This window comes from Streptomyces humicola (assembly GCF_024436035.1).
In the GTDB taxonomy this organism is placed as follows: Bacteria; Actinomycetota; Actinomycetes; order Streptomycetales; family Streptomycetaceae; genus Streptantibioticus_B; species Streptantibioticus_B humicola.
Genome location: NZ_JANFNG010000012.1, coordinates 63,193 through 80,379 on the forward strand (window position 1 = coordinate 63,193; position 17,187 = coordinate 80,379).

General features: G+C 70.9%; 19 protein-coding genes. 18 read left to right on the top strand and 1 reads right to left on the bottom strand.

What is annotated here, in order from left to right:
- Window positions 1–11 precede the first annotated feature (11 nt).
- The 12 genes from cpaB (at window position 12) to NGB36_RS17120 (ending at window position 9,946) form a co-directional block, all read left to right on the top strand.
- On the top strand, window positions 12–767 hold the full coding sequence (gene cpaB / locus NGB36_RS17065; RefSeq protein WP_255921160.1) for a Flp pilus assembly protein CpaB: 756 nt from the start codon (window positions 12–14) through the stop codon (window positions 765–767).
- Complete coding sequence (locus NGB36_RS17070; RefSeq protein WP_255921161.1) at window positions 767–2,362, top strand: CpaE/TadZ family protein; 1,596 nt, start codon at window positions 767–769, stop codon at window positions 2,360–2,362. The genes cpaB and NGB36_RS17070 overlap by 1 nt, the downstream gene beginning before the upstream one ends.
- Window positions 2,359–2,748, top strand: a complete 390-nt coding sequence (locus tag NGB36_RS17075) for a TadE/TadG family type IV pilus assembly protein (protein WP_255921162.1) — start codon at window positions 2,359–2,361, stop codon at window positions 2,746–2,748. The genes NGB36_RS17070 and NGB36_RS17075 overlap by 4 nt, the downstream gene beginning before the upstream one ends.
- Window positions 2,745–4,088 carry a TadA family conjugal transfer-associated ATPase gene (locus NGB36_RS17080; RefSeq protein ID WP_255921163.1) on the top strand — a complete coding sequence of 448 codons (1,344 nt, stop codon included), beginning with the start codon at window positions 2,745–2,747 and terminating at the stop codon, window positions 4,086–4,088. The genes NGB36_RS17075 and NGB36_RS17080 overlap by 4 nt, the downstream gene beginning before the upstream one ends.
- On the top strand, window positions 4,085–5,032 hold the full coding sequence (locus NGB36_RS17085) for a type II secretion system F family protein (protein ID WP_255921164.1): 948 nt from the start codon (window positions 4,085–4,087) through the stop codon (window positions 5,030–5,032). Before NGB36_RS17080 ends, NGB36_RS17085 begins: the two co-directional genes overlap by 4 nt.
- A gap of 16 nt (window positions 5,033–5,048) precedes the next feature.
- A complete protein-coding gene (locus NGB36_RS17090; protein WP_255921165.1) occupies window positions 5,049–5,948 on the top strand; it encodes a DUF5936 domain-containing protein in 900 nt (299 codons plus the stop codon).
- Window positions 5,949–5,952: 4 nt separating this feature from the next.
- Window positions 5,953–7,092 (top strand): sensor histidine kinase, encoded by a 1,140-nt coding sequence (locus NGB36_RS17095; protein ID WP_255921166.1) that lies wholly within the window; start codon window positions 5,953–5,955, stop codon window positions 7,090–7,092.
- A gap of 10 nt (window positions 7,093–7,102) precedes the next feature.
- Window positions 7,103–7,786 carry a LuxR C-terminal-related transcriptional regulator gene (locus tag NGB36_RS17100; RefSeq protein WP_308288868.1) on the top strand — a complete coding sequence of 228 codons (684 nt, stop codon included), beginning with the start codon at window positions 7,103–7,105 and terminating at the stop codon, window positions 7,784–7,786.
- Between the two features lie 168 nt (window positions 7,787–7,954).
- A complete protein-coding gene (locus NGB36_RS17105) occupies window positions 7,955–8,125 on the top strand; it encodes a hypothetical protein (protein ID WP_255921253.1) in 171 nt (56 codons plus the stop codon).
- Window positions 8,122–8,706, top strand: a complete 585-nt coding sequence (locus NGB36_RS17110) for a pilus assembly protein TadG-related protein (RefSeq protein WP_255921254.1) — start codon at window positions 8,122–8,124, stop codon at window positions 8,704–8,706. The genes NGB36_RS17105 and NGB36_RS17110 overlap by 4 nt, the downstream gene beginning before the upstream one ends.
- A gap of 11 nt (window positions 8,707–8,717) precedes the next feature.
- Entirely contained in the window at window positions 8,718–9,311 is a 594-nt protein-coding gene (locus NGB36_RS17115) for a hypothetical protein (RefSeq protein WP_255921168.1), read from the top strand.
- An 8-nt stretch (window positions 9,312–9,319) separates the two neighbouring features.
- Entirely contained in the window at window positions 9,320–9,946 is a 627-nt protein-coding gene (locus NGB36_RS17120; protein ID WP_255921169.1) for an OmpA family protein, read from the top strand.
- Here the strand turns inward: NGB36_RS17120 and NGB36_RS17125 are convergent.
- Window positions 9,921–10,262 carry a DUF192 domain-containing protein gene (locus tag NGB36_RS17125; protein WP_255921255.1) on the bottom strand — a complete coding sequence of 114 codons (342 nt, stop codon included), beginning with the start codon at window positions 10,260–10,262 and terminating at the stop codon, window positions 9,921–9,923. The two genes, NGB36_RS17120 and NGB36_RS17125, sit on opposite strands and share 26 nt — an antisense overlap.
- A gap of 540 nt (window positions 10,263–10,802) precedes the next feature.
- On the opposite strand from NGB36_RS17125, the gene NGB36_RS17130 reads away from it, so the two are divergent.
- From NGB36_RS17130 to NGB36_RS17155, 6 genes are all read left to right on the top strand, one after another.
- Window positions 10,803–11,261, top strand: coding sequence for a hypothetical protein (locus NGB36_RS17130; RefSeq protein WP_255921170.1), 459 nt, complete (start codon window positions 10,803–10,805; stop codon window positions 11,259–11,261).
- Window positions 11,258–11,923: a prepilin peptidase gene (locus NGB36_RS17135; RefSeq protein ID WP_255921171.1), complete on the top strand. Its 666-nt coding sequence runs from the start codon at window positions 11,258–11,260 to the stop codon at window positions 11,921–11,923. The genes NGB36_RS17130 and NGB36_RS17135 overlap by 4 nt, the downstream gene beginning before the upstream one ends.
- A 97-nt stretch (window positions 11,924–12,020) precedes the next feature.
- Window positions 12,021–12,827: an isoprenyl transferase gene (locus NGB36_RS17140; protein WP_269470262.1), complete on the top strand. Its 807-nt coding sequence runs from the start codon at window positions 12,021–12,023 to the stop codon at window positions 12,825–12,827.
- A 316-nt stretch (window positions 12,828–13,143) separates the two neighbouring features.
- Window positions 13,144–14,463 (top strand): RNA 5'-3' helicase PhoH2, encoded by a 1,320-nt coding sequence (gene phoH2 / locus NGB36_RS17145; RefSeq protein WP_255921172.1) that lies wholly within the window; start codon window positions 13,144–13,146, stop codon window positions 14,461–14,463.
- A gap of 436 nt (window positions 14,464–14,899) precedes the next feature.
- Complete coding sequence (locus NGB36_RS17150) at window positions 14,900–15,577, top strand: aggregation-promoting factor C-terminal-like domain-containing protein (protein ID WP_255921173.1); 678 nt, start codon at window positions 14,900–14,902, stop codon at window positions 15,575–15,577.
- 190 nt (window positions 15,578–15,767) lie between these two features.
- Window positions 15,768–17,141 (top strand): AI-2E family transporter, encoded by a 1,374-nt coding sequence (locus NGB36_RS17155; RefSeq protein ID WP_255921174.1) that lies wholly within the window; start codon window positions 15,768–15,770, stop codon window positions 17,139–17,141.
- Window positions 17,142–17,187: the final 46 nt, after the last annotated feature.

Consider the following 17,187-nt stretch of genomic DNA (forward strand, 5'->3'; position numbering starts at 1 on the left):
GCCACCCACCGATGAACTCACGTCAGCGGCGCGGCATCATCCTGCTCGTTCTCTCCCTGCTGTGCGCGATCGTCGCGTTCGCCGGGGTCTTCGCGGTCGTCGCCAATGTGGAGTCCCAGGTCGGCCCGAAGGTCACGGCCTACCGCCTCACCCAGGACGTCCCCGCGTACAAGGCCCTCTCCGCCGACCAGGTGGAGCGGATCGAGATACCCCAGCGCTGGCGGCCGTCCACGGCCGTCACCGACCTCTCCCAGCTGCAGGGCAAGATCGCCGCGACCGGGCTCAAACGCGGCTCCCTGCTGCAGACCGACATGATCGACGACAAGCCGCAACTCGCACCCGGCCAGATGGAGATCGCGATCATGATCGACGGCGAGACGGGCGTCGCAGGCCAGATCACCCCCGGCTCGCGCGTCAACATCTTCGCGACCTTTGCCTCCGCCAACAACAACGGCCCCGACGTCTCGAAGATCATCGTGGAGGACGCCCAGGTCATGGACGTCGGCCAGGCCAAGGCGACCAGCGCGGTCGGCGGCGGGGACAACAGCTCCGACCAGAGCGGCAACGGAAGCACGACCACCCAGGAAGTTCCGATCACCTTCGCCCTCGACGCCGCCGACGCCCAACGCGTCGCCTATGCCGAGTCGTTCGCCCGCCACGTACGCCTCGCCCTCATCGCACCCGGCGACACCAGCACCATCCCGCCCAACGAGCAGACCTACACCCTCTCCGCGGACAAGGGCCCGACACCGGCGGGAGGCCAATGATGACCGTCCGCATCCTCTCCGCGGCCGCCGACCCCGATACCGCCCGGACGCTGACCGGCCTGCTCGGCCAACTGCCCGCCACCGACCCCGGCGAGGTACTGCCGGACACCACCGCCCTGCTCGACGCCCTCGCCCGAGCGGGTGAGAACGGCCTCGACCAGCTGCCCGAAGTCGTCCTCGTCCATGAGCGCGTCACGCCGATGCCCGCACTCGACCTGGTACGGCAGATCGCCCTGCGCTTCCCGGCCGTCGGCGTCGTGCTGATGACCTCCGACCCGAGCCCGGCGCTCTACGCGGCGGCGATGGAGTCCGGCGCACGCTCGGTGGTCGGGCTGCCGCTGGCGTACGACGAGTTGGCGGCGCGCGTCGACGCCGCGGCGGCCTGGTCGGTCGGCGTACGACGGCACCTCAGCCCCGGGCGCGAGCTGCCGGGCGGCGCGGGCGCGCGCCCCGGCGGGACGCTGATCGCCGTCGCCGGTGCCAAGGGCGGCACGGGCACCACCGTCAGCGCCGTCCAACTGGCGCTCGCCGCGCACGCCGCAGGACGCAGCACGGCACTGGTCGACATGGACTTGCAGGCCGGTGACGTCGCCTCCTACCTCGACGTCCAGTTCCGCCGCTCCATCGCCGATCTCGCCGACATCGGCGAGATCACCGGCCGGGTGCTCCAGGACGCCATGTACGTCCACCCGTCCGGCCTCGCGCTGCTGCTGGCGCCCGCGGACGGCGAGCGCGGCGAGGACGTCACCGACCGCTCGGCGCGCCAGCTGCTGCATGCGCTGCGCGGGCGCTTCGACGTCGTCGTGGTGGACTGCGGCACGCAGATGACCAACGCCAACGCCGTCGCCGTCGAGACCGCGGAGACGGCGGTGCTCGTCACCACCCCGGACGTGGTCGCGGTGCGCGCCGCCAAGCGGATGGTACGGCTGTGGGACCGGTTGCAGATCCGCAAGCCGGAGGACGTCATCGTCACCGTCAACCGGCACACCCGCGCGAGCGAGATACAGCCGTCCTTGATCATGCGGATCACCGGGACGCGGGTGGCCAGGACCGTGGTCCCCGCCGCCTTCAAGGAACTGCAGGGCGTCATCGACGCGGGACGCCTCCAGGACCTGGACAACCGCTCCGGCGTCAAACAGGCGTTGTGGGCGCTCGCCGCCGAGCTCGGCATCACCGGCACCGCGGACGTCCCGGCCACGCCGCCCGCGCAGGCCCGGCGCAGGCGCCGTGAACTGGCCAAGGGCGACCAGGGACAGGTGGCCCTCGAATTCCTCGGCATGACACCGGTCATCCTCGTCGTGCTGGTCCTCATCTGGCAGGCGGTGCTCGCCGGTTACACCTTCACCCTTGCGGGCAACGCCGCGGACGAGGCGGCTCGCGCGGCCGCCGTCGGCAACGACGCCCGGGCCGCGGCGCTGGCCGACCTGCCGGGCGCATGGCGCGGTGACGCGCAGGTGGACCCGGTGGCGACCGGCGGCGGCCTGGTCTCCGTCACCGTCGGCCTGAAGGTCCCGGTGCTCTTCCCCGGGGCGGTCGACTTCCCGCTGACCGTCCACGGCCACGCAGCCGCGGCGGACGAACAGGACACGCGATGAAGCGGCTTCGGGGAGCGCGGGGCGCGGAGAGTGCGCGCGGGCAGGCGTCGCTGGAGTTCCTGGGGATCCTGCCCGTACTGCTGCTCATCGCCCTCGCCGGGATCCAGCTCGGGCTCGCCGCCTACACCGCCTCCCAGGCCACCACCGCCGCACGTACCGCCGCGCGGACCGCGTCGCTGCACGACCCGGAGGCCGACCCCCGGCAGGCCGGCCTCGACAGCGTCAGCGGCTGGCTGCAGTCCGGCACCCACGTCGACCCCACCGACGAGGGCGAGGCCGTGAAGGTCGACGTCACCATGGACATCCCCTCCGTCATCCCCGGCATGAGCCTGTTCGGGCCCGTCCACCGCACCGCGACAATGCCGAAGGAGGACAGTACGCCGTGAGCCTCCGCGACCGCCTCGCCCCCGCCGACGAATCCGCCCCGCACGCTCACCACGAGGGCCACCTCATCGCCGTCTACCGGACCAAGCTGCTCCAGGAGATCGACCTCGCCGAGATGTCCGCGCTCGCCACCGATGAGCGCAGGTCCCGCCTCGAACGGGTCCTCGGCCACATCATCAGCCGCGAGGGCCCTGTGCTCTCCGGCCCCGAACGCACCGGCATCATCCGCCGCGTCGTCGACGAGGCGCTCGGCCTCGGCATCCTCGAACCCCTCCTCGAGGACGTCTCCATCACCGAGATCATGGTCAACGGCCCGGACCGGATCTACGTCGAGCGGGCCGGCCGCGTCGAGCAGGTCGCCGCTCGCTTCACCAGCACCGAGCAGCTGCTGCAGACCATCGAACGCATCGTCTCCACCGTCAACCGCCGCGTGGACGAGTCCAATCCGATGGTGGATGCGCGCCTGCCGTCCGGCGAGCGCGTCAACGTCATCATCCCCCCGCTCTCCCTCACCGGCCCCACCCTCACCATCCGCCGCTTCCCGCGCGCCTACACCCTCAGCGAGCTGATCGGCCTGGGCACGCTCGACGAGCACATGCTGATGCTGCTCGGCTCCCTGGTGCGGGCGAAGTTCAACGTCATCGTCTGCGGCGGCACCGGATCGGGCAAGACGACGCTGCTCAACGCCCTGTCCGGGCTCATCCCCGAGGGCGAGCGCATCATCACCGTCGAGGACGCCGCCGAGCTGCAGCTGCAGCAGGAGCACGTCATCCGTCTGGAGACGCGGCCGCCCAACGTCGAGGGCCAGGGGCAGATCACCGTGCGCGACCTGGTGCGCAACTCGCTGCGCATGCGGCCCGACCGGATCATCGTCGGCGAGGTGCGCGGCGGCGAGACGCTCGACATGCTGCAGGCGATGTCCACGGGGCACGACGGCTCGCTCGCCACCGTGCACGCCAACTCCGCGGAGGACGCGCTGATGAGGCTGCAGACGCTCGCCTCGATGAGCGAGGTCAAGATCCCCTTCGAGGCGCTGCGCGACCAGATCAACAGTGCGGTCGACGTCATCGTGCAGCTTCAGCGACATGTCGACGGCACGCGGAAGGTGAGCGAGATCGCCGTACTCTCCTCGCGCGGCCGCGACGCGTACCGGCTGGCCACCGCGACCCGATACCGGCCCGAGCCGCTTGCGCCCGACCGCATCGTCCGCGGCTGGTACGAGCACTTCCCGCTGCCGCGCCGCCTCGCCGAGCGGCTCCAGCTGAGCGGCGAGCCTGTCCCCGCCGCCTATGGGACGGCCGCATCCGAACTCGACCTCGCCACCCGGGAGGCGTCCCTGTGAACGCCCTGCGCGACCAACTCCCGCTGATCGTGATCGGGGTGACGCTGCTCGCCTGCGTGCTCGGCGTCTGGGGCGTCCACAGCTGGACCCGCGGCCGCGCCCAGCGCGCCGCGCTCCTCGAACGGCTCGCCACCGAGCCCGGCGAACCGCGCGCCCGCGTCATCCCGTTCGCCCGCCTCGACCGCTCCGTGCGCCGCACCCTCTGGGGCCGGCGGCTCGCCGCCAACCTCGCCGCCACCGGGACGGCGCTCACCCCAGGGCAGTTCGTGGCCGCCGTCATCGGACTCGTCGTCGGTGCCTGGGCCGTCGCCGTCCTCGTCTTCGCTCCCTTCTTCGGCCCGATCGCCGCACTGCTCGCGCTGTGGGTCGCGTACTCGTTCCTCAGCTGGCGCCGCCGGATGCGCACCGAGAAGTTCATCAGCCAACTCCCCGAGCTGGCCCGGGTGCTGGCCAACGCCACCCAGGCGGGGCTCGCCCTGCGCACGGCCGTCTCCATGGCCGCGGAAGAGCTCGAAGCCCCGGCGGGGGAGGAGCTGCGGAAGGTCTCCGACGCCCTCGCCGTCGGCCACTCCATCGAGGACGCCCTCGGCGAGCTGCGCGACCGGCTGCCCTCCCGCGAACTCGTCGTCCTCGTCTCGACGCTCGTGCTCTCCTCACGCGCCGGCGGCTCCCTCGTCGAATCGCTGCGCAACCTGACGGTGACGCTCGAGGAGCGCAAGGAAACCCGGCGCGAGGTGCGCACCCAGATGTCACAGGTGACGGTCACCGCCTACGCCGTGCCCGCGATCGGCATCGGCTCGCTGCTGCTCCTCGACCAGATCATGCCCGGCTCGCTCGCCGCGATGACCGGCTCGACGGCAGGCCGGATCGCGGTGCTCGTCTCGCTCGCACTGTACGTCGTCGGATTCGCCATGATCCGCCGCATGTCCCGGATCGACGTATGACGGAGAGGGAGGGGACGTGAGGGGACTCGCGCTCGCACTGGCCGCGCTCTTCGCGCTCGGCGTCGCCGGCGTCTGCTACGGCGTCGCCCTCTACCGCGCCGACACCAAGCTGCCCGACGACCTGGCGCTCGCCCTGGACGTCGGCAGCACCCGCACCACGCGGGTCGGCAACGCCGTCGACCGGCTCGGCATGCGCTACGCGCCGCTCGTCCTGCGCATGATGGGCCCGGCCCGGGTGGCCCGGGCCCGCGCACGCATCGACCACGCGGGCAACCCGTACGGCCTGACCGTCGACCGCTACGCCGCCCGCCGCGCCGTCTACGGGGCGCTCGGCGGGCTCGCCGCGCTCGTGCTGCTCGTCAAGGGCCACTGGAGCCTGGCGCTGCTGATGATCGGCTACGGCTGGGGCTGGACCGACCTCGGCATCTGGCTCGCCGTCCGCAGGCGCCGCGACGAGATCGAGCGGACCCTGCCGGACTTCCTCGACGTCCTCGCCGTCGTCGTGAGCGCGGGACTCGGCTTCCGCCAGGCGCTGGAACGCGTCGCCGAGACCTACCGCGGCCCGTGGCCGGACGAGATCCGCATCGCGCTGCGCCAGATGGACGTCGGCGTCAGCCGCCGCGACGCCTTCGAGCAGCTGCGCAAGCGCAACAGGTCCGAGCAGGTGGGCCAGTTCGTCACCGCGCTGCAGCAGGGCGAGGAGCTCGGCGCGCCCATTGCCCGCACGCTGCTGCAGATCGCGCAGGACATGCGGCGCACCGAGGCACAGAACGCGCGCAGGCGCGCCGCCCGCACCGTCCCGCGAGCCACCGCCGTCATCACCATGGTGCTCGTACCGGCCACCATGATCCTGCTGATCACGGGGACGATCCTCGGCTCGCGCATCGACTTCGCGCAGATCCTCGGAAATGGGTAGTGCCATGGGCGAGCCGCATATCGCCGGGTTCCGGCTGGAACTGAGCGCCCTGCAGGCGCTGTGCCGGCACGTCTTCGCCTTCCGCCTCGCGATGATCGCGATCTCCGCGCCGATCGTGATGTACGGGGCGGATCCGGGCCCCTACCAGTGGGCCGTCGGCGCCGCGCTCCTGGTCACCTTCATGACCTCGTACGCGCTCTTCCGCGACTGGGAGCGGCTCGGCCCGCTGCTGCTGCGCCACCCCCTGCTGCTGCTCGGCGACACGCTCTTCGCCGCGCTGCTGCTCCTCGCGGCGTCGCCGGACAGCCCGCTGGCATATCTGAGCGCGTGCACTCCGCTGCTCGCGGGCCTGGTGTACGGCGGCAAGGGCGCCGCCTGGTTCACCGTCCTGCAGGCCGTCGTCCTCGCCGCCGTCCTCGCCCTCGCCCCCGGCGTCGGCGCCGACCCCGCCAACTCCCTGCTGCTGCCCGGTTTCTACGCGATCGCGGGCTGGACCGGGACCGTCCTGCGTCGCCTGCTGCTGCGTTTCGGCGAGGCCACCCAGGCACTCGGCGACACCCGTGCCAAGCTCGCCGCGGAACGCGCCGTGGGGGAGGAGCGCGCCCGCGTCGCACGTGAGCTCCACGACACCGTGGCCAAGACGCTCGCCGGTGTCGCGCTCGCGGCCGAGGGCCTGGCGGATTCCGTCTCCGCCGCCCCCGACGCCTCGCCCGAGGTACGCTCCCGCGCCGCGCTGCTCGCCTCCTCGGCGCGGCAGGCCGCGGCGGAGTCACGGGCGTTGCTGGGACGGCTGCGGGCGGCGCTCGGCACCGGCGCCACCGCCGGACCGTGCGATCCGGTACGGGAGCTGACCGCCGTCGTCGCCGAAGCACTGGACAACGCCGAGCGGCACGCGGGAGCGTCGAAGGTGGTTCTCACCATCACGGTGACGGACGACGGACACGGACTGCCTGATGGCGTGGGAGTCGACGCCGGGGCGCTGGAACCGCTGTGCGAGGCCGGCCACTTCGGCCTGATCGGGATGGCCGAGCGAGTGAAGGCGATGGGTGCCCGGCTGAGCGTGACCGGCCCGGCGGGCAAGGGCACGGAGGTACGGGTCGAACTGCCGCTGGGGGTGAACGGCATTGCGGATCTTGGTGGTTGACGACAGCGCGGTGGTCCGCGCCGCACTGCGAGCCGTCCTCGGGACGGACGTGGTCGGAGAGGCGCGGGGCGGCGTGGAGGCGGTTGCGGCGGCACGTCGCCTTCACCCCGAGGTGGTGCTCCTCGACGTGCGGATGCCGGGCGGCGGCGGCCTGGCCGCGCTCCCTGAACTGGTCGCGTCGGGTGCGGCCGTGCTGATGCTGACCTACAGCGGTGAAGGCGACGTGGTGCGGGAGGCGGTGCGGATGGGCGCGGCCGGCTATCTGGTGCACGGCGAGTTCGACACGGCCGGGCTGACGGCGGCCGTGCGCGACGCGGCGTCAGGCCGCGCTCACCTCACGCCGACCGCGGCGACGGCTGTGCTCGCGGGGGTACGGGCGGCTGCCGAAGGAGCCGCCGAAGGGGCTGCGCAGGGGACGGCCGGCGGTGTACCTTTGCAACCGCAACGGAATTTGCATCTGCAATCCGATGTGGGCGATGCGCGCGCTCGGTTCGGCCTCAGCCAACGGGAGGGGCAGATCATGGAGTTGGTTGCCGACGGCTTGAGCAATCCGCAGATCGCCGCCGCCTGCTTCGTCAGCGAGAAGACGGTCAAGAACCACATCAACCGCATCTTCGCCAAGCTGGGCGCAACCCGCCGCGGCCAGGCCATCGCCGTATGGCTGGGTCGGCGGAGGGCCGGGGCGTGCCCATGAGCAGCCGCGCCAGGACGAGGATTTGGGCCCGTGGACCCTGGGTGCGGGGCGTGACCGCGTCGTACGCTTCCCGTGACCGACGGGGGGAAGGACGGGGACAACCGCCGAGGGGCAGGGGCCGAGATGAACGCATGGGTGACGCGACGGATCACGGCGTTTCGCGCACGCATGACAGCACACGCCACAGCACACGCGGACGAGGGCCAGACGTCGTTCGAGTACCTGGGGATCGCGGTGGTGATCGCGGTGATCATCGGCGTGCTGGCGAGCACGACAAGCATCGGACAGGCCGTCCTCAACGGCATCCTCAACGAGATCACAAAGATCACGAGCCACTGAACCGGGCCGCAGGCCCCCGCAGCGAGCAAGGACAGACCCTCCCGCTCTACATCGTGGCGGTAGCGGCACTGCTCTTGCTCGCTGTCGCTTTCTTCGCCGTGGGCCAGGCCTCGGCCGTGCGCGGCGACGCCCAGACCGCCGCCGATGCCGCCGCGCTGGCGGCCGCACGCAGCGAACGCGACGGCGTGCAGGACGCTTTGCTGAAGGCCCTCACCAGCGGCAATCTCGCGCAACTCGGCACTCTGCTCCAGCCGGGAGCCAATGACTGTGCCGCCGCAGGCCAGTACGCCGCCGACAACCGTGCGAGCGTGACGAGGTGCGATCCAGCCAACGGAGAGCCCGGCTACACGGTCAAGGTCATCAGCCTCGACACGGTCGGCGGCTCCCCGGTCCAGGGGACGCAGTCCATGCACGCCACGGCGACGGCCACCGCCGTCATCGAACCCCGCTGCACGGTGCAGGGAAAGAACGGGAACTCCATCCGCCTCACCTGTGACGGCAACGACATCTCGATCGACCCGACCGCAGCAGGCTTCCACCTCGACCTGGCCGATTTCTTCACCGTTCATCTCAGCACGTAAGGACCGGGGACATGAGCATGGTGCAGAGCTCAACCAGCCGTAAGGGGGCGGCGGTCGGCACGCTCGCGTTCTGCCTGGCCCTGGCGCTCACCGGCTGCGGTGGCGGCGGCAGTTCCCACGCGAAGCCCACGGCGTCCCCGACGAAGAACGCGTCCGGAGGAGCCCAGTCCACCGGCGGTCAGCCCGCGGCGGCACCGAGCCCCTCCCAGACGCTCGCGCAGCTGAAGGGCGAGGACGGCATGGAGGTCGACATCACCTCGGCCATCCGGGACGCGGGCGGCTTCGTCACCGTGCAGGGCACCATCACCAACAACGGAACCAGCCCCTTCAACGCCACCTCGTGGACGGGCCAGGAGATGGCCGTCCAGTCGTCGGGACCGTCCGTCGCCGGCGCCGTCCTCGTCGACGAGACCGGCAAGAAGCGCTACTACGTGCTCCGCGACACCGAGGGCAAGTGCTTGTGCACGATGGGCCTGGTCGGGATCGAGCCCAAGCAGTCCGTCCCGTTCTTCGCCCAGTTCCCCGCGCCGCCGCAGTCCACCACGCAGGTCGACTTCGAGCTGCCCACCATGCCGCCGGCCACCATCCAGATCTCCCAGGGATGAGAACCGCGATGCCTCACACCCCCCTGCGCACCGCCGCCGTCGCCGCATCGGCCGTGCTCGCCCTCGCCCTCGCCACCGACGCCCGTGCCGACGGCAGCTCCTCCCCCTCGCCCCTGCCGTCCGCGACGCCCTCCGCGCCCACCCCGATCGACACCTCGTCCCCCGCGCTCAAGCTCCCGCAGGGCGACACCCTCGCGCCGCCCAAGGTCCTCGACATCACCACGGTCGTGTCGGACTCCGACAACGCAGAGACCGAGTCGCAGTCCAACACCGAGATCACCTACGCGCTCGAAGCGGACGTCCTCTTCTCCAAGGACAGCTACCAGCTCAACCCCGCCGCCCTCGACCGCATCAACGCCATCGCCACGGACATCAACAACCGCCATGTGACCGGCGCCATCCGCGTCTTCGGCTTCACCGACAACCTCGGCACGGTCGAGCACGGCCAGGTGCTCGCCAAGGAGCGGGCCAACGCCGTCTATCAGGCGCTCGCCCCGCAGATCACCGGTGGCAACACCTTCGACGTGCGCGGGTACGGCAACCAGTACTACGTCGCGGACAACTCGACGGAGGCGGGCCGTGCCCAGAACCGCCGCGTCGAGATCTCCTTCACCCCGCCGTCGACGTCTCCGTGATCCTCGTGACCTCCACCGTCACGGTCACACCGGGCCGCAACCCCCACCCCCGCATGGCGCCGGCCTGCGCCTCCAGGACGTGACGGGCGCGCAGCCGGGGACGGCCGAGCCGGCCCGGGCGCATCGTCCGCACCGCCAGCACACGCATCCGGCGGTCGAGGTACGCGACGTCGATCGCGAAGCGCATACCGAAGGTATGGACGCCGCCGGCGGGCGTGAGCAGGATCATGCCGTCGATTCCGTCCCGGCCCAGCAGGCCGTGGGTGCGCGCCCGGTGCGACGCCGCGATCTCCAGCTCCACCGCACGCTGACCCATCCTGAGTACGCCGCTGCCGTCCCGCAGCCGCCGTCGCGCCACTGTCAACCCTCCCCGAAGCCCCCGCTGGTCCAGACCAATGCCAGGCCATTGGCGCGGCAACGCGCCCGGCCGTGTCAGATGGTCTCCGAGACCCCGTGCCGCGCGCTACAGTAAAAGTCCCCCCCTCGGGCCGATCCGCATCCCACCCCGCGGATCGGCCCGTCTCCTCTTTTTCTCCCCCTTTTCTCCTCTTTTCGCCGCTTTCTCTTCCACGCGTCACCCTCGTGACACCTCGCATCCTGATCGAATTCACGTGCGCGTGAAGCTGGGGTAATCCTGGTAACGGAATGTGATCGAAAGCGCGGTCCGCTCAGAGGTTCGGATCGCCGCGCGGGTAACGCGGGTAACGTAGGGCTTCGGCCAGTGCATGACGTCATTGCCGCGTCCGGGATTGCCTGAGTGAGGGTGAGAGTGAGTAGCTCGATCGGCACAACGAAGCGGTGTGCGACGGCGGTTGGCGCCGTCATGCTGCTGGGTGCGGCAAGTGCGGGATGCGCTGTGGGCAAGGGCGCACCGGACGGCTGGACGTACTTCAATGCCCATGGCATCGCCTTCGCCGTCCCCAAGGACTGGCGCAGGACCGCCACGGCCGATCTGCCGCCGGGGGTGCTGGCCGCGGCCCACCTCGACGAGCACGGCACCCAGATCGCCGACGTCGAGGTGCTGACGCGCAAGCCGCCGACGCCCAAGGGGTACAAGCTCACGGCCAAGCCGAGCACGCCGTTCAAGATGGGCGGCCACCTCTCGACAGAGGTGAACTACGCATTCCTCTCCAAAACGGACGGATTGCCGCGTCGCGTGACCGAGGTCACCACCAAGACGGCGAGCGGCCGGCCCGTCGTCGTGCTGATCACCGCCTCCGGCAAGGGCGCGGGCAGCTGGGTGGACACGATGTACCGCATCGCCAACAGCATCCAGATCGGCACCATCGGCAAGGGGAACCTCGTCAAGACGTGACCCGAGACGTGATCCAGGACGTGATCGTCGCCGCGGCGGCGGCGTGGGGGGCCGGCACCGGGATCGCGCTCCCGCGACTGGCACGCCGGTTCACCGGGGCGACCGCCACCGGCCGCCGCCTGCCGCAGGGGGCGGGGGCGGCAGGGTCGGCCGTCCTGAGCGCCCTCGTCTGCGTCGCGCTCGCCCTGACCAACGGGGCCAGGCCCGAGCTGGCGGCCTGGCTGCTGCTCGTCCCGCCCGCGATGCTGCTCACCCGGATCGACCTCGCCGTGCGGCGACTGCCCGACGTCCTCACCCTGCCCCTCGGCACCGGCACCGCGGCCGCGCTGGGGGTGGTGGCGCTGGTACCCGGGCACGAGGGGTCATGGACGCGTGCGCTGCTCGGCGGGGTGGTGCTCGGGGCCGCGTACTTCGTCCTGCTGCTGATCAATCCGTCCGGTCTGGGGTTCGGTGACGTCAAGCTGGCGCCCACCCTCGGTCTCGCCCTGGGCTGGTACGGCTGGCCCGTGCTCTTCGCCGGGACGTTCGCCGGATTCCTGCTCGGTGCGATCACGGGGCTGATCCTGCTGGCGGCCGGACGGGCGAACCGGAAGACACCGATCCCGTTCGGCCCGTTCATGCTGCTCGGAGCGCTGGGCGGGGTGCTGCTCGGCTCCGGGTGAGCCCGCGCCTGAGCGGCCGTCCGGGCAGCCCTGCGAGCAGCTCCCGGGCAGCCCGGAGCGATCACACCCCGGTCGTTGCCGGTCGGGGAGCCGCAGTATGGTGGCGGCGGGGTGCCGACAGTTCGAGGGGCTGGACACGATGAAGAATCTGCGCGATCTGGTCTACGGGCTCTACGAACGCCGCATCGAGGCCCACCTGGACCGTGCACAGGCGCCCAAGCACATCGGCGTCATCCTGGACGGCAACCGGCGCTGGGCGCGCGCCGCCGGAGGCACCGCAGAACAGGGCCACCAGGCCGGCGCGAACAAGATCGCCGATCTTCTCGGCTGGTGCCAGGAGACGGGTGTCGAGGTCGTCACTCTCTGGCTGCTCTCCACCGACAACCTCGGCCGTCCGGCCGAAGAGCTCGACCCGCTGCTCGGCATCATCGAGAGCGCCGTCACCGGCCTGGCCGAGGACGGCCGCTGGCGCGTCCACCACGTGGGCACGCTGGATCTGCTGCCCTCGCACACCCAGCGGGTGCTGAAGGAGGCCGAGCAGGCCACCGACGCGGTGGACGGCATGCTCGTCAATGTCGCCGTGGGCTACGGCGGCCGCCAGGAGATCGCCGACGCCGTCCGCTCGCTGCTGCTGGAGCAGGCGAGCCGCGGCACCTCCATCGAGGACCTCGCCGAGATCCTCGACATCGACCACATCGCGGAGCACCTGTACACGCGCGGTCAGCCCGACCCGGACCTGCTCATCCGCACCTCGGGCGAGCAGCGCCTCTCCGGCTTCATGCTCTGGCAGAGCGCGCACTCGGAGTACTACTTCTGCGAGGTCTTCTGGCCCGCGTTCCGCAAGGTCGACTTCCTGCGCGCGCTCCGCGACTACGCCGCACGCCACCGCCGCTACGGCAATTAGGCCTGTCCGGGGCCCGCCCGGCCGAGGCGATTTTGGCCACAGGGGGCATGCCCCCACACCCCCAAGGGAATACCCCCCTCAGGCCGACACCCGAGCCACGGGCGTCGGAGAGAAGCGGGTGGCAGGGTGCCGCCCGCCCGGGAGGCCCATTGCACACGGACGTGCTGTCACCCGATGGCATCGACCGCGTCTCGACGCAGGGCCGCGGCCAGGCCCTGCAGCCCGGCCCCGGCCCAGTACTTGGCGACGCACGCGCTGTGACACCAGCGTCCGGTGCCGTCGCACCCCGATCTCTCCCGAGGGGGTTCGTCCACCCGTGGTGACCAGCAAGAACCGCCGGGAGCACGACCGGCGCACCTATGTCCTTGACACCAGCGTGCTGCTGGCCGACCCCAACGCCCTCACCCGTTTCGACGAGCACGAAGTGGTGCTCCCGGTGGTCGTGGTGACGGAACTGGAGGCCAAGCGCCACCACCCGGAGCTCGGCTACTTCGCCCGCCAGGCGCTGCGGCTGCTCGACGAGTACCGGATCAGGCACGGGCGTCTTGATGCGCCCATCCCGATCGGCGAGATCGGTGGAACGCTGCGGGTCGAGCTCAACCACTCGGATCCCGCCGTGCTTCCGGCGGGCTTCCGGCTGGGGGACAACGACTCCCGCATCCTTGCCGTCGCCCGCAACCTGCAGGCCGAGGGCTACGACGTCACCGTCGTCTCCAAGGACCTGCCGCTGCGCATCAAGGCGTCGTCCGTCGGTCTGCTCGCCGAGGAGTACCGGGCCGAACTGGCCATCACCTCGGGCTGGACGGGGATGGCGGAGCTCCAGATCGCGGGCGACGACATCGACGCCCTGTACGCCGACGAGCCGATCGCCCTGCCCATAGCGGACGAACTTCCCGTACACACCGGTCTGGTGCTGCAGTCCGAGCGCGGCAAGGCACTCGGACGGGTGACGGAGGACGGCAAGGTGCGCCTGGTGCGCGGCGACCGCGAGGCGTTCGGCATCCACGGCCGCAGCGCAGAGCAGCGCATCGCCCTCGACCTGCTCCTCGACCCGGAGGTCGGGATCGTCTCGCTCGGCGGCCGGGCCGGCACCGGAAAGTCGGCGCTCGCGCTGTGCGCCGGGCTCGAAGCCGTCCTCGAACGGCGTCAGCACCGCAAGGTGATGGTCTTCCGGCCGCTGTACGCGGTGGGCGGGCAGGAGCTGGGCTATCTGCCGGGCAACGAGGCCGAGAAGATGAGTCCTTGGTCGCAGGCCGTCTTCGACACCCTCTCGGCCGTGACCTCGGCAGAGGTGATCGAGGAGGTCGTCGAGCGGGGGATGCTCGAAGTGCTCCCGCTGACGCACATCCGGGGGCGGTCGCTGCACGACGCGTTCGTGATCGTCGACGAGGCCCAATCCCTCGAACGGAACGTGCTGTTGACCGTCCTCTCCCGGGTCGGGGCCGGATCGCGTGTGGTTCTCACCCACGATGTCGCTCAGCGTGACAACCTGCGGGTGGGGCGGTACGACGGCGTGGTCGCCGTCGTCGAGAAGCTCAAGGGCCACCCGCTGTTCGCCCATGTGACGCTCACCCGTTCGGAAAGGTCACCCATTGCGGCGCTGGTTACGGAAATGCTGGAGGATGTCCAGCCGTAGCCCACTGTGCGTCAACTGCACCTGATGCAGCCCGGTTAGGGCATTTTGGAGGCTGCTGCGTCCGCGAAGGGCGCAGCAGCTTACTCGTGCCGGAGCGCGACACGCGCGCATTTCCCGAAAACAGGCGGCTCAAACAGCGTGTGAGCTTTACCACCCACAGGAGAATTGCGTTCAGGCGGCGGCCTCGGGCAGGGTGTGAGGCTGTCAGGCCCCGCTCACGACACACCAGCACCCCCAGCGGTGTTGAACAACAGAACTGAACAGCGTCGCCGTTGTGAGCCGCCCAGCACCACGCGGGCCCCGCGAGGGGATCGCACCGGGCCAGTGCCTCCAGTGACCAGCCGGATGAACGCAGGTCCGGTCCAAGGGAGGCCCGAGTCAGGGGCACGATTGCGTCCGCGCGGTCACCACGCGGACGGTGCTGGAAGGAAACCGTGTGAGCCGGATCTCCGTCCGGGGAATCGCCGTCGCGTCAGCCACTGCGGTCACGACCGTGGGTGCCGTCGTAGGCGTTGCCTCAGGCAGCGAGCCGACCGCCGCCGCCTCGCAGCCTGTCGAGGCTGCCGATGCGACTTTGCTGGACACCATAGCCACCGGGCAGCAGGCCAACGCGCAGGCCGCGTCCTTCACGGAGCAGGCCCAGACGCAGCAGGCCGAGGCCCAGGCTGCCGCTCAGCAGGCTGCTGCGGAAGCCGCGCGCCAGAAGGCCGCGGCGGAGGCCGCCGCCAAGAAGGCCGCCCAGGAGGCGGCAGCCGCTAAGGCCGCTGCCGAGAAGAAGGCCCAGGAGGAGGAGCAGTCCCTCCAGCAGACCATCGACACTTCCGTCTCCGGCATCCAGGCGTTGGCGCAGCAGATCATAGGGGACAGCCACCAGTACCAGTGCTTCTCCTGGATCGTGAGCCGGGAGAGCGGCTGGAACTACCAGGCGACCAACCCCTCCACCGGCGCCTACGGTCTCGTCCAGGCGCTGCCCGGCGACAAGATGGCCTCCGCGGGTTCCGACTGGCGTACCAACCCGGCCACGCAGATAAAGTGGGGCCTCAGCTACATGGACAGCCGCTACGGCAGCCCCTGCGAGGCGCAGTCCTTCTGGGAGAACAACGGCTGGTACTGAGCGGCTGCGCCGCCGACGCAAAGCCCCCGAATCCCGCAGAGCCGGGCCGGGGGCTTTACGCTGGCCGCGGCCCGCCCGGCCGTACTGTCCGGCTGCCCCTTACGGGGAAGCAACCCCGCACCCCGGTAACCTCGTCCTCCTCACGGGTTCACACGTCGGTGTCCGTGCAGGCGATGGTATGGGGAAGGCAATGTCGCAGAAGCAGCCAGATCGCCCCGGTTTCTCCGGGTGGCTCGCCGCGTTCGCCGGCCGCCTCGGCGAGCGCCGGGCGGAGGCCGATGCCGACCGTGCCGCATCAGCAGACCCCGCCGGCGGGGCCGACGGCGACGTCGCCGGGCACGTCCCCGGCGACGCAGGGCAGCGGCCGGTCGATCACGTACCAGCGCCCCCCGACTACGCGCCCGCGGTCGCCGCGCCGCGCGCCCCCGTCGAAGCCGTTCCCTGGGGCGTACGGGTGGCCGCCGAGGTGGGCTGGCGGCTGCTGGTGCTCGCCGCCGCGCTCTATGTGCTGATGAGGGTGATCAGCGCGGTGGAGCTCGTCGTGCTGTCGTTCGTCGCGGCGTTGCTGATCACCGCGCTGCTTCAGCCGACGGTCTCGCGCCTCAAGCGCGCTGGGGTGCCACGCGGTCTCGCCACCGCCCTCACCTTCATCGGCGGCTTCGTCGTGATGGGCCTGGTGGGCTGGTTCGTGGTCTGGCAGGTCATGGAGAACACCGACACGCTCTCCTCCCGGCTGCAGGACGGTGTGATCGAGCTGAAGAAGTCGCTGCTCAATTCACCGCTGCATGTGACCGAGGCGCAGCTCAACCAGATCACCAAGAACCTCAACAACGCGATCGGCACCAACGCCGATCAGATCACCTCGGCCGGGCTGCAGGGCGTCACCGTCGTGATCGAGATGTTCACCGGCATGTTCCTCGCGATGTTCTCCACCCTCTTCCTCCTCTACGACGGACGGAACGTGTGGAACTGGGTGCTCAAGCTCTTCCCGCGCGAGGCGCGTGAGGGCATCGCCGGGGCCGGGCCGCGCGCCTGGCGCACCCTCACGCTCTATGTGCGCGGCACGGTGGTGGTGGCGTTCATCGACGCCGTCTGCATCGGCGTCGGCATCTATCTCCTCGGCGTGCCGATGGCGGTGCCATTGGCCGTCGTCATCTTCCTGGGAGCGTTCATCCCGCTGGTGGGCGCGGTCGTCACCGGCGCGCTCGCGATGATCGTGGCGCTGGTGACCAACGGGCCGTTCACCATGCTGATGGTGCTGCTGGTGGTGCTCGCCGTGCAGCAGATCGAGGGCCACGTCCTGCAGCCGTTCATCCTGGGGCGTGCGGTGCGGGTGCACCCGCTGGCGGTGGTGCTCTCGGTCACCGCGGGATCGCTGATCGGGTCGATCGGGGGTGCGGTGGTCGCGGTGCCGCTGGTCGCGGTGGCGAACACCGTCGTCGGATATCTGCGCGCGCACGGCCGGGAGGCTGCGCTGCGCCGTTCGCACGGCCCGCACGGTACGACGGCGGTGGTGACCGCCCCCGTCCGGGCGCCGGGCGAACCGCTCACCGCAGAGGAGTAGAGATACGGGGGTTTCGGGGGCTAATGCCCCCGAAACCCCCGTGCGT

What these genes read in the sequence shown, in the direction of transcription:
- cpaB (WP_255921160.1), top strand. Translation starts at nt 12, where the DNA reads ATGAACTCACGTCAGCGGCGCGGCATCATCCTGCTCGTTCTCTCCCTG.
- NGB36_RS17070 (WP_255921161.1), top strand. Translation starts at nt 767, where the DNA reads ATGACCGTCCGCATCCTCTCCGCGGCCGCCGACCCCGATACCGCCCGG.
- NGB36_RS17075 (WP_255921162.1), top strand. Translation starts at nt 2,359, where the DNA reads ATGAAGCGGCTTCGGGGAGCGCGGGGCGCGGAGAGTGCGCGCGGGCAG.
- NGB36_RS17095 (WP_255921166.1), top strand. Translation starts at nt 5,953, where the DNA reads ATGGGCGAGCCGCATATCGCCGGGTTCCGGCTGGAACTGAGCGCCCTG.
- NGB36_RS17105 (WP_255921253.1), top strand. Translation starts at nt 7,955, where the DNA reads ATGACAGCACACGCCACAGCACACGCGGACGAGGGCCAGACGTCGTTC.
- NGB36_RS17115 (WP_255921168.1), top strand. Translation starts at nt 8,718, where the DNA reads ATGAGCATGGTGCAGAGCTCAACCAGCCGTAAGGGGGCGGCGGTCGGC.
- NGB36_RS17120 (WP_255921169.1), top strand. Translation starts at nt 9,320, where the DNA reads ATGCCTCACACCCCCCTGCGCACCGCCGCCGTCGCCGCATCGGCCGTG.
- NGB36_RS17125 (WP_255921255.1), bottom strand. Translation starts at nt 10,262, where the DNA reads ATGGGTCAGCGTGCGGTGGAGCTGGAGATCGCGGCGTCGCACCGGGCG.
- NGB36_RS17140 (WP_269470262.1), top strand. Translation starts at nt 12,021, where the DNA reads ATGGTGGCGGCGGGGTGCCGACAGTTCGAGGGGCTGGACACGATGAAG.
- NGB36_RS17155 (WP_255921174.1), top strand. Translation starts at nt 15,768, where the DNA reads ATGTCGCAGAAGCAGCCAGATCGCCCCGGTTTCTCCGGGTGGCTCGCC.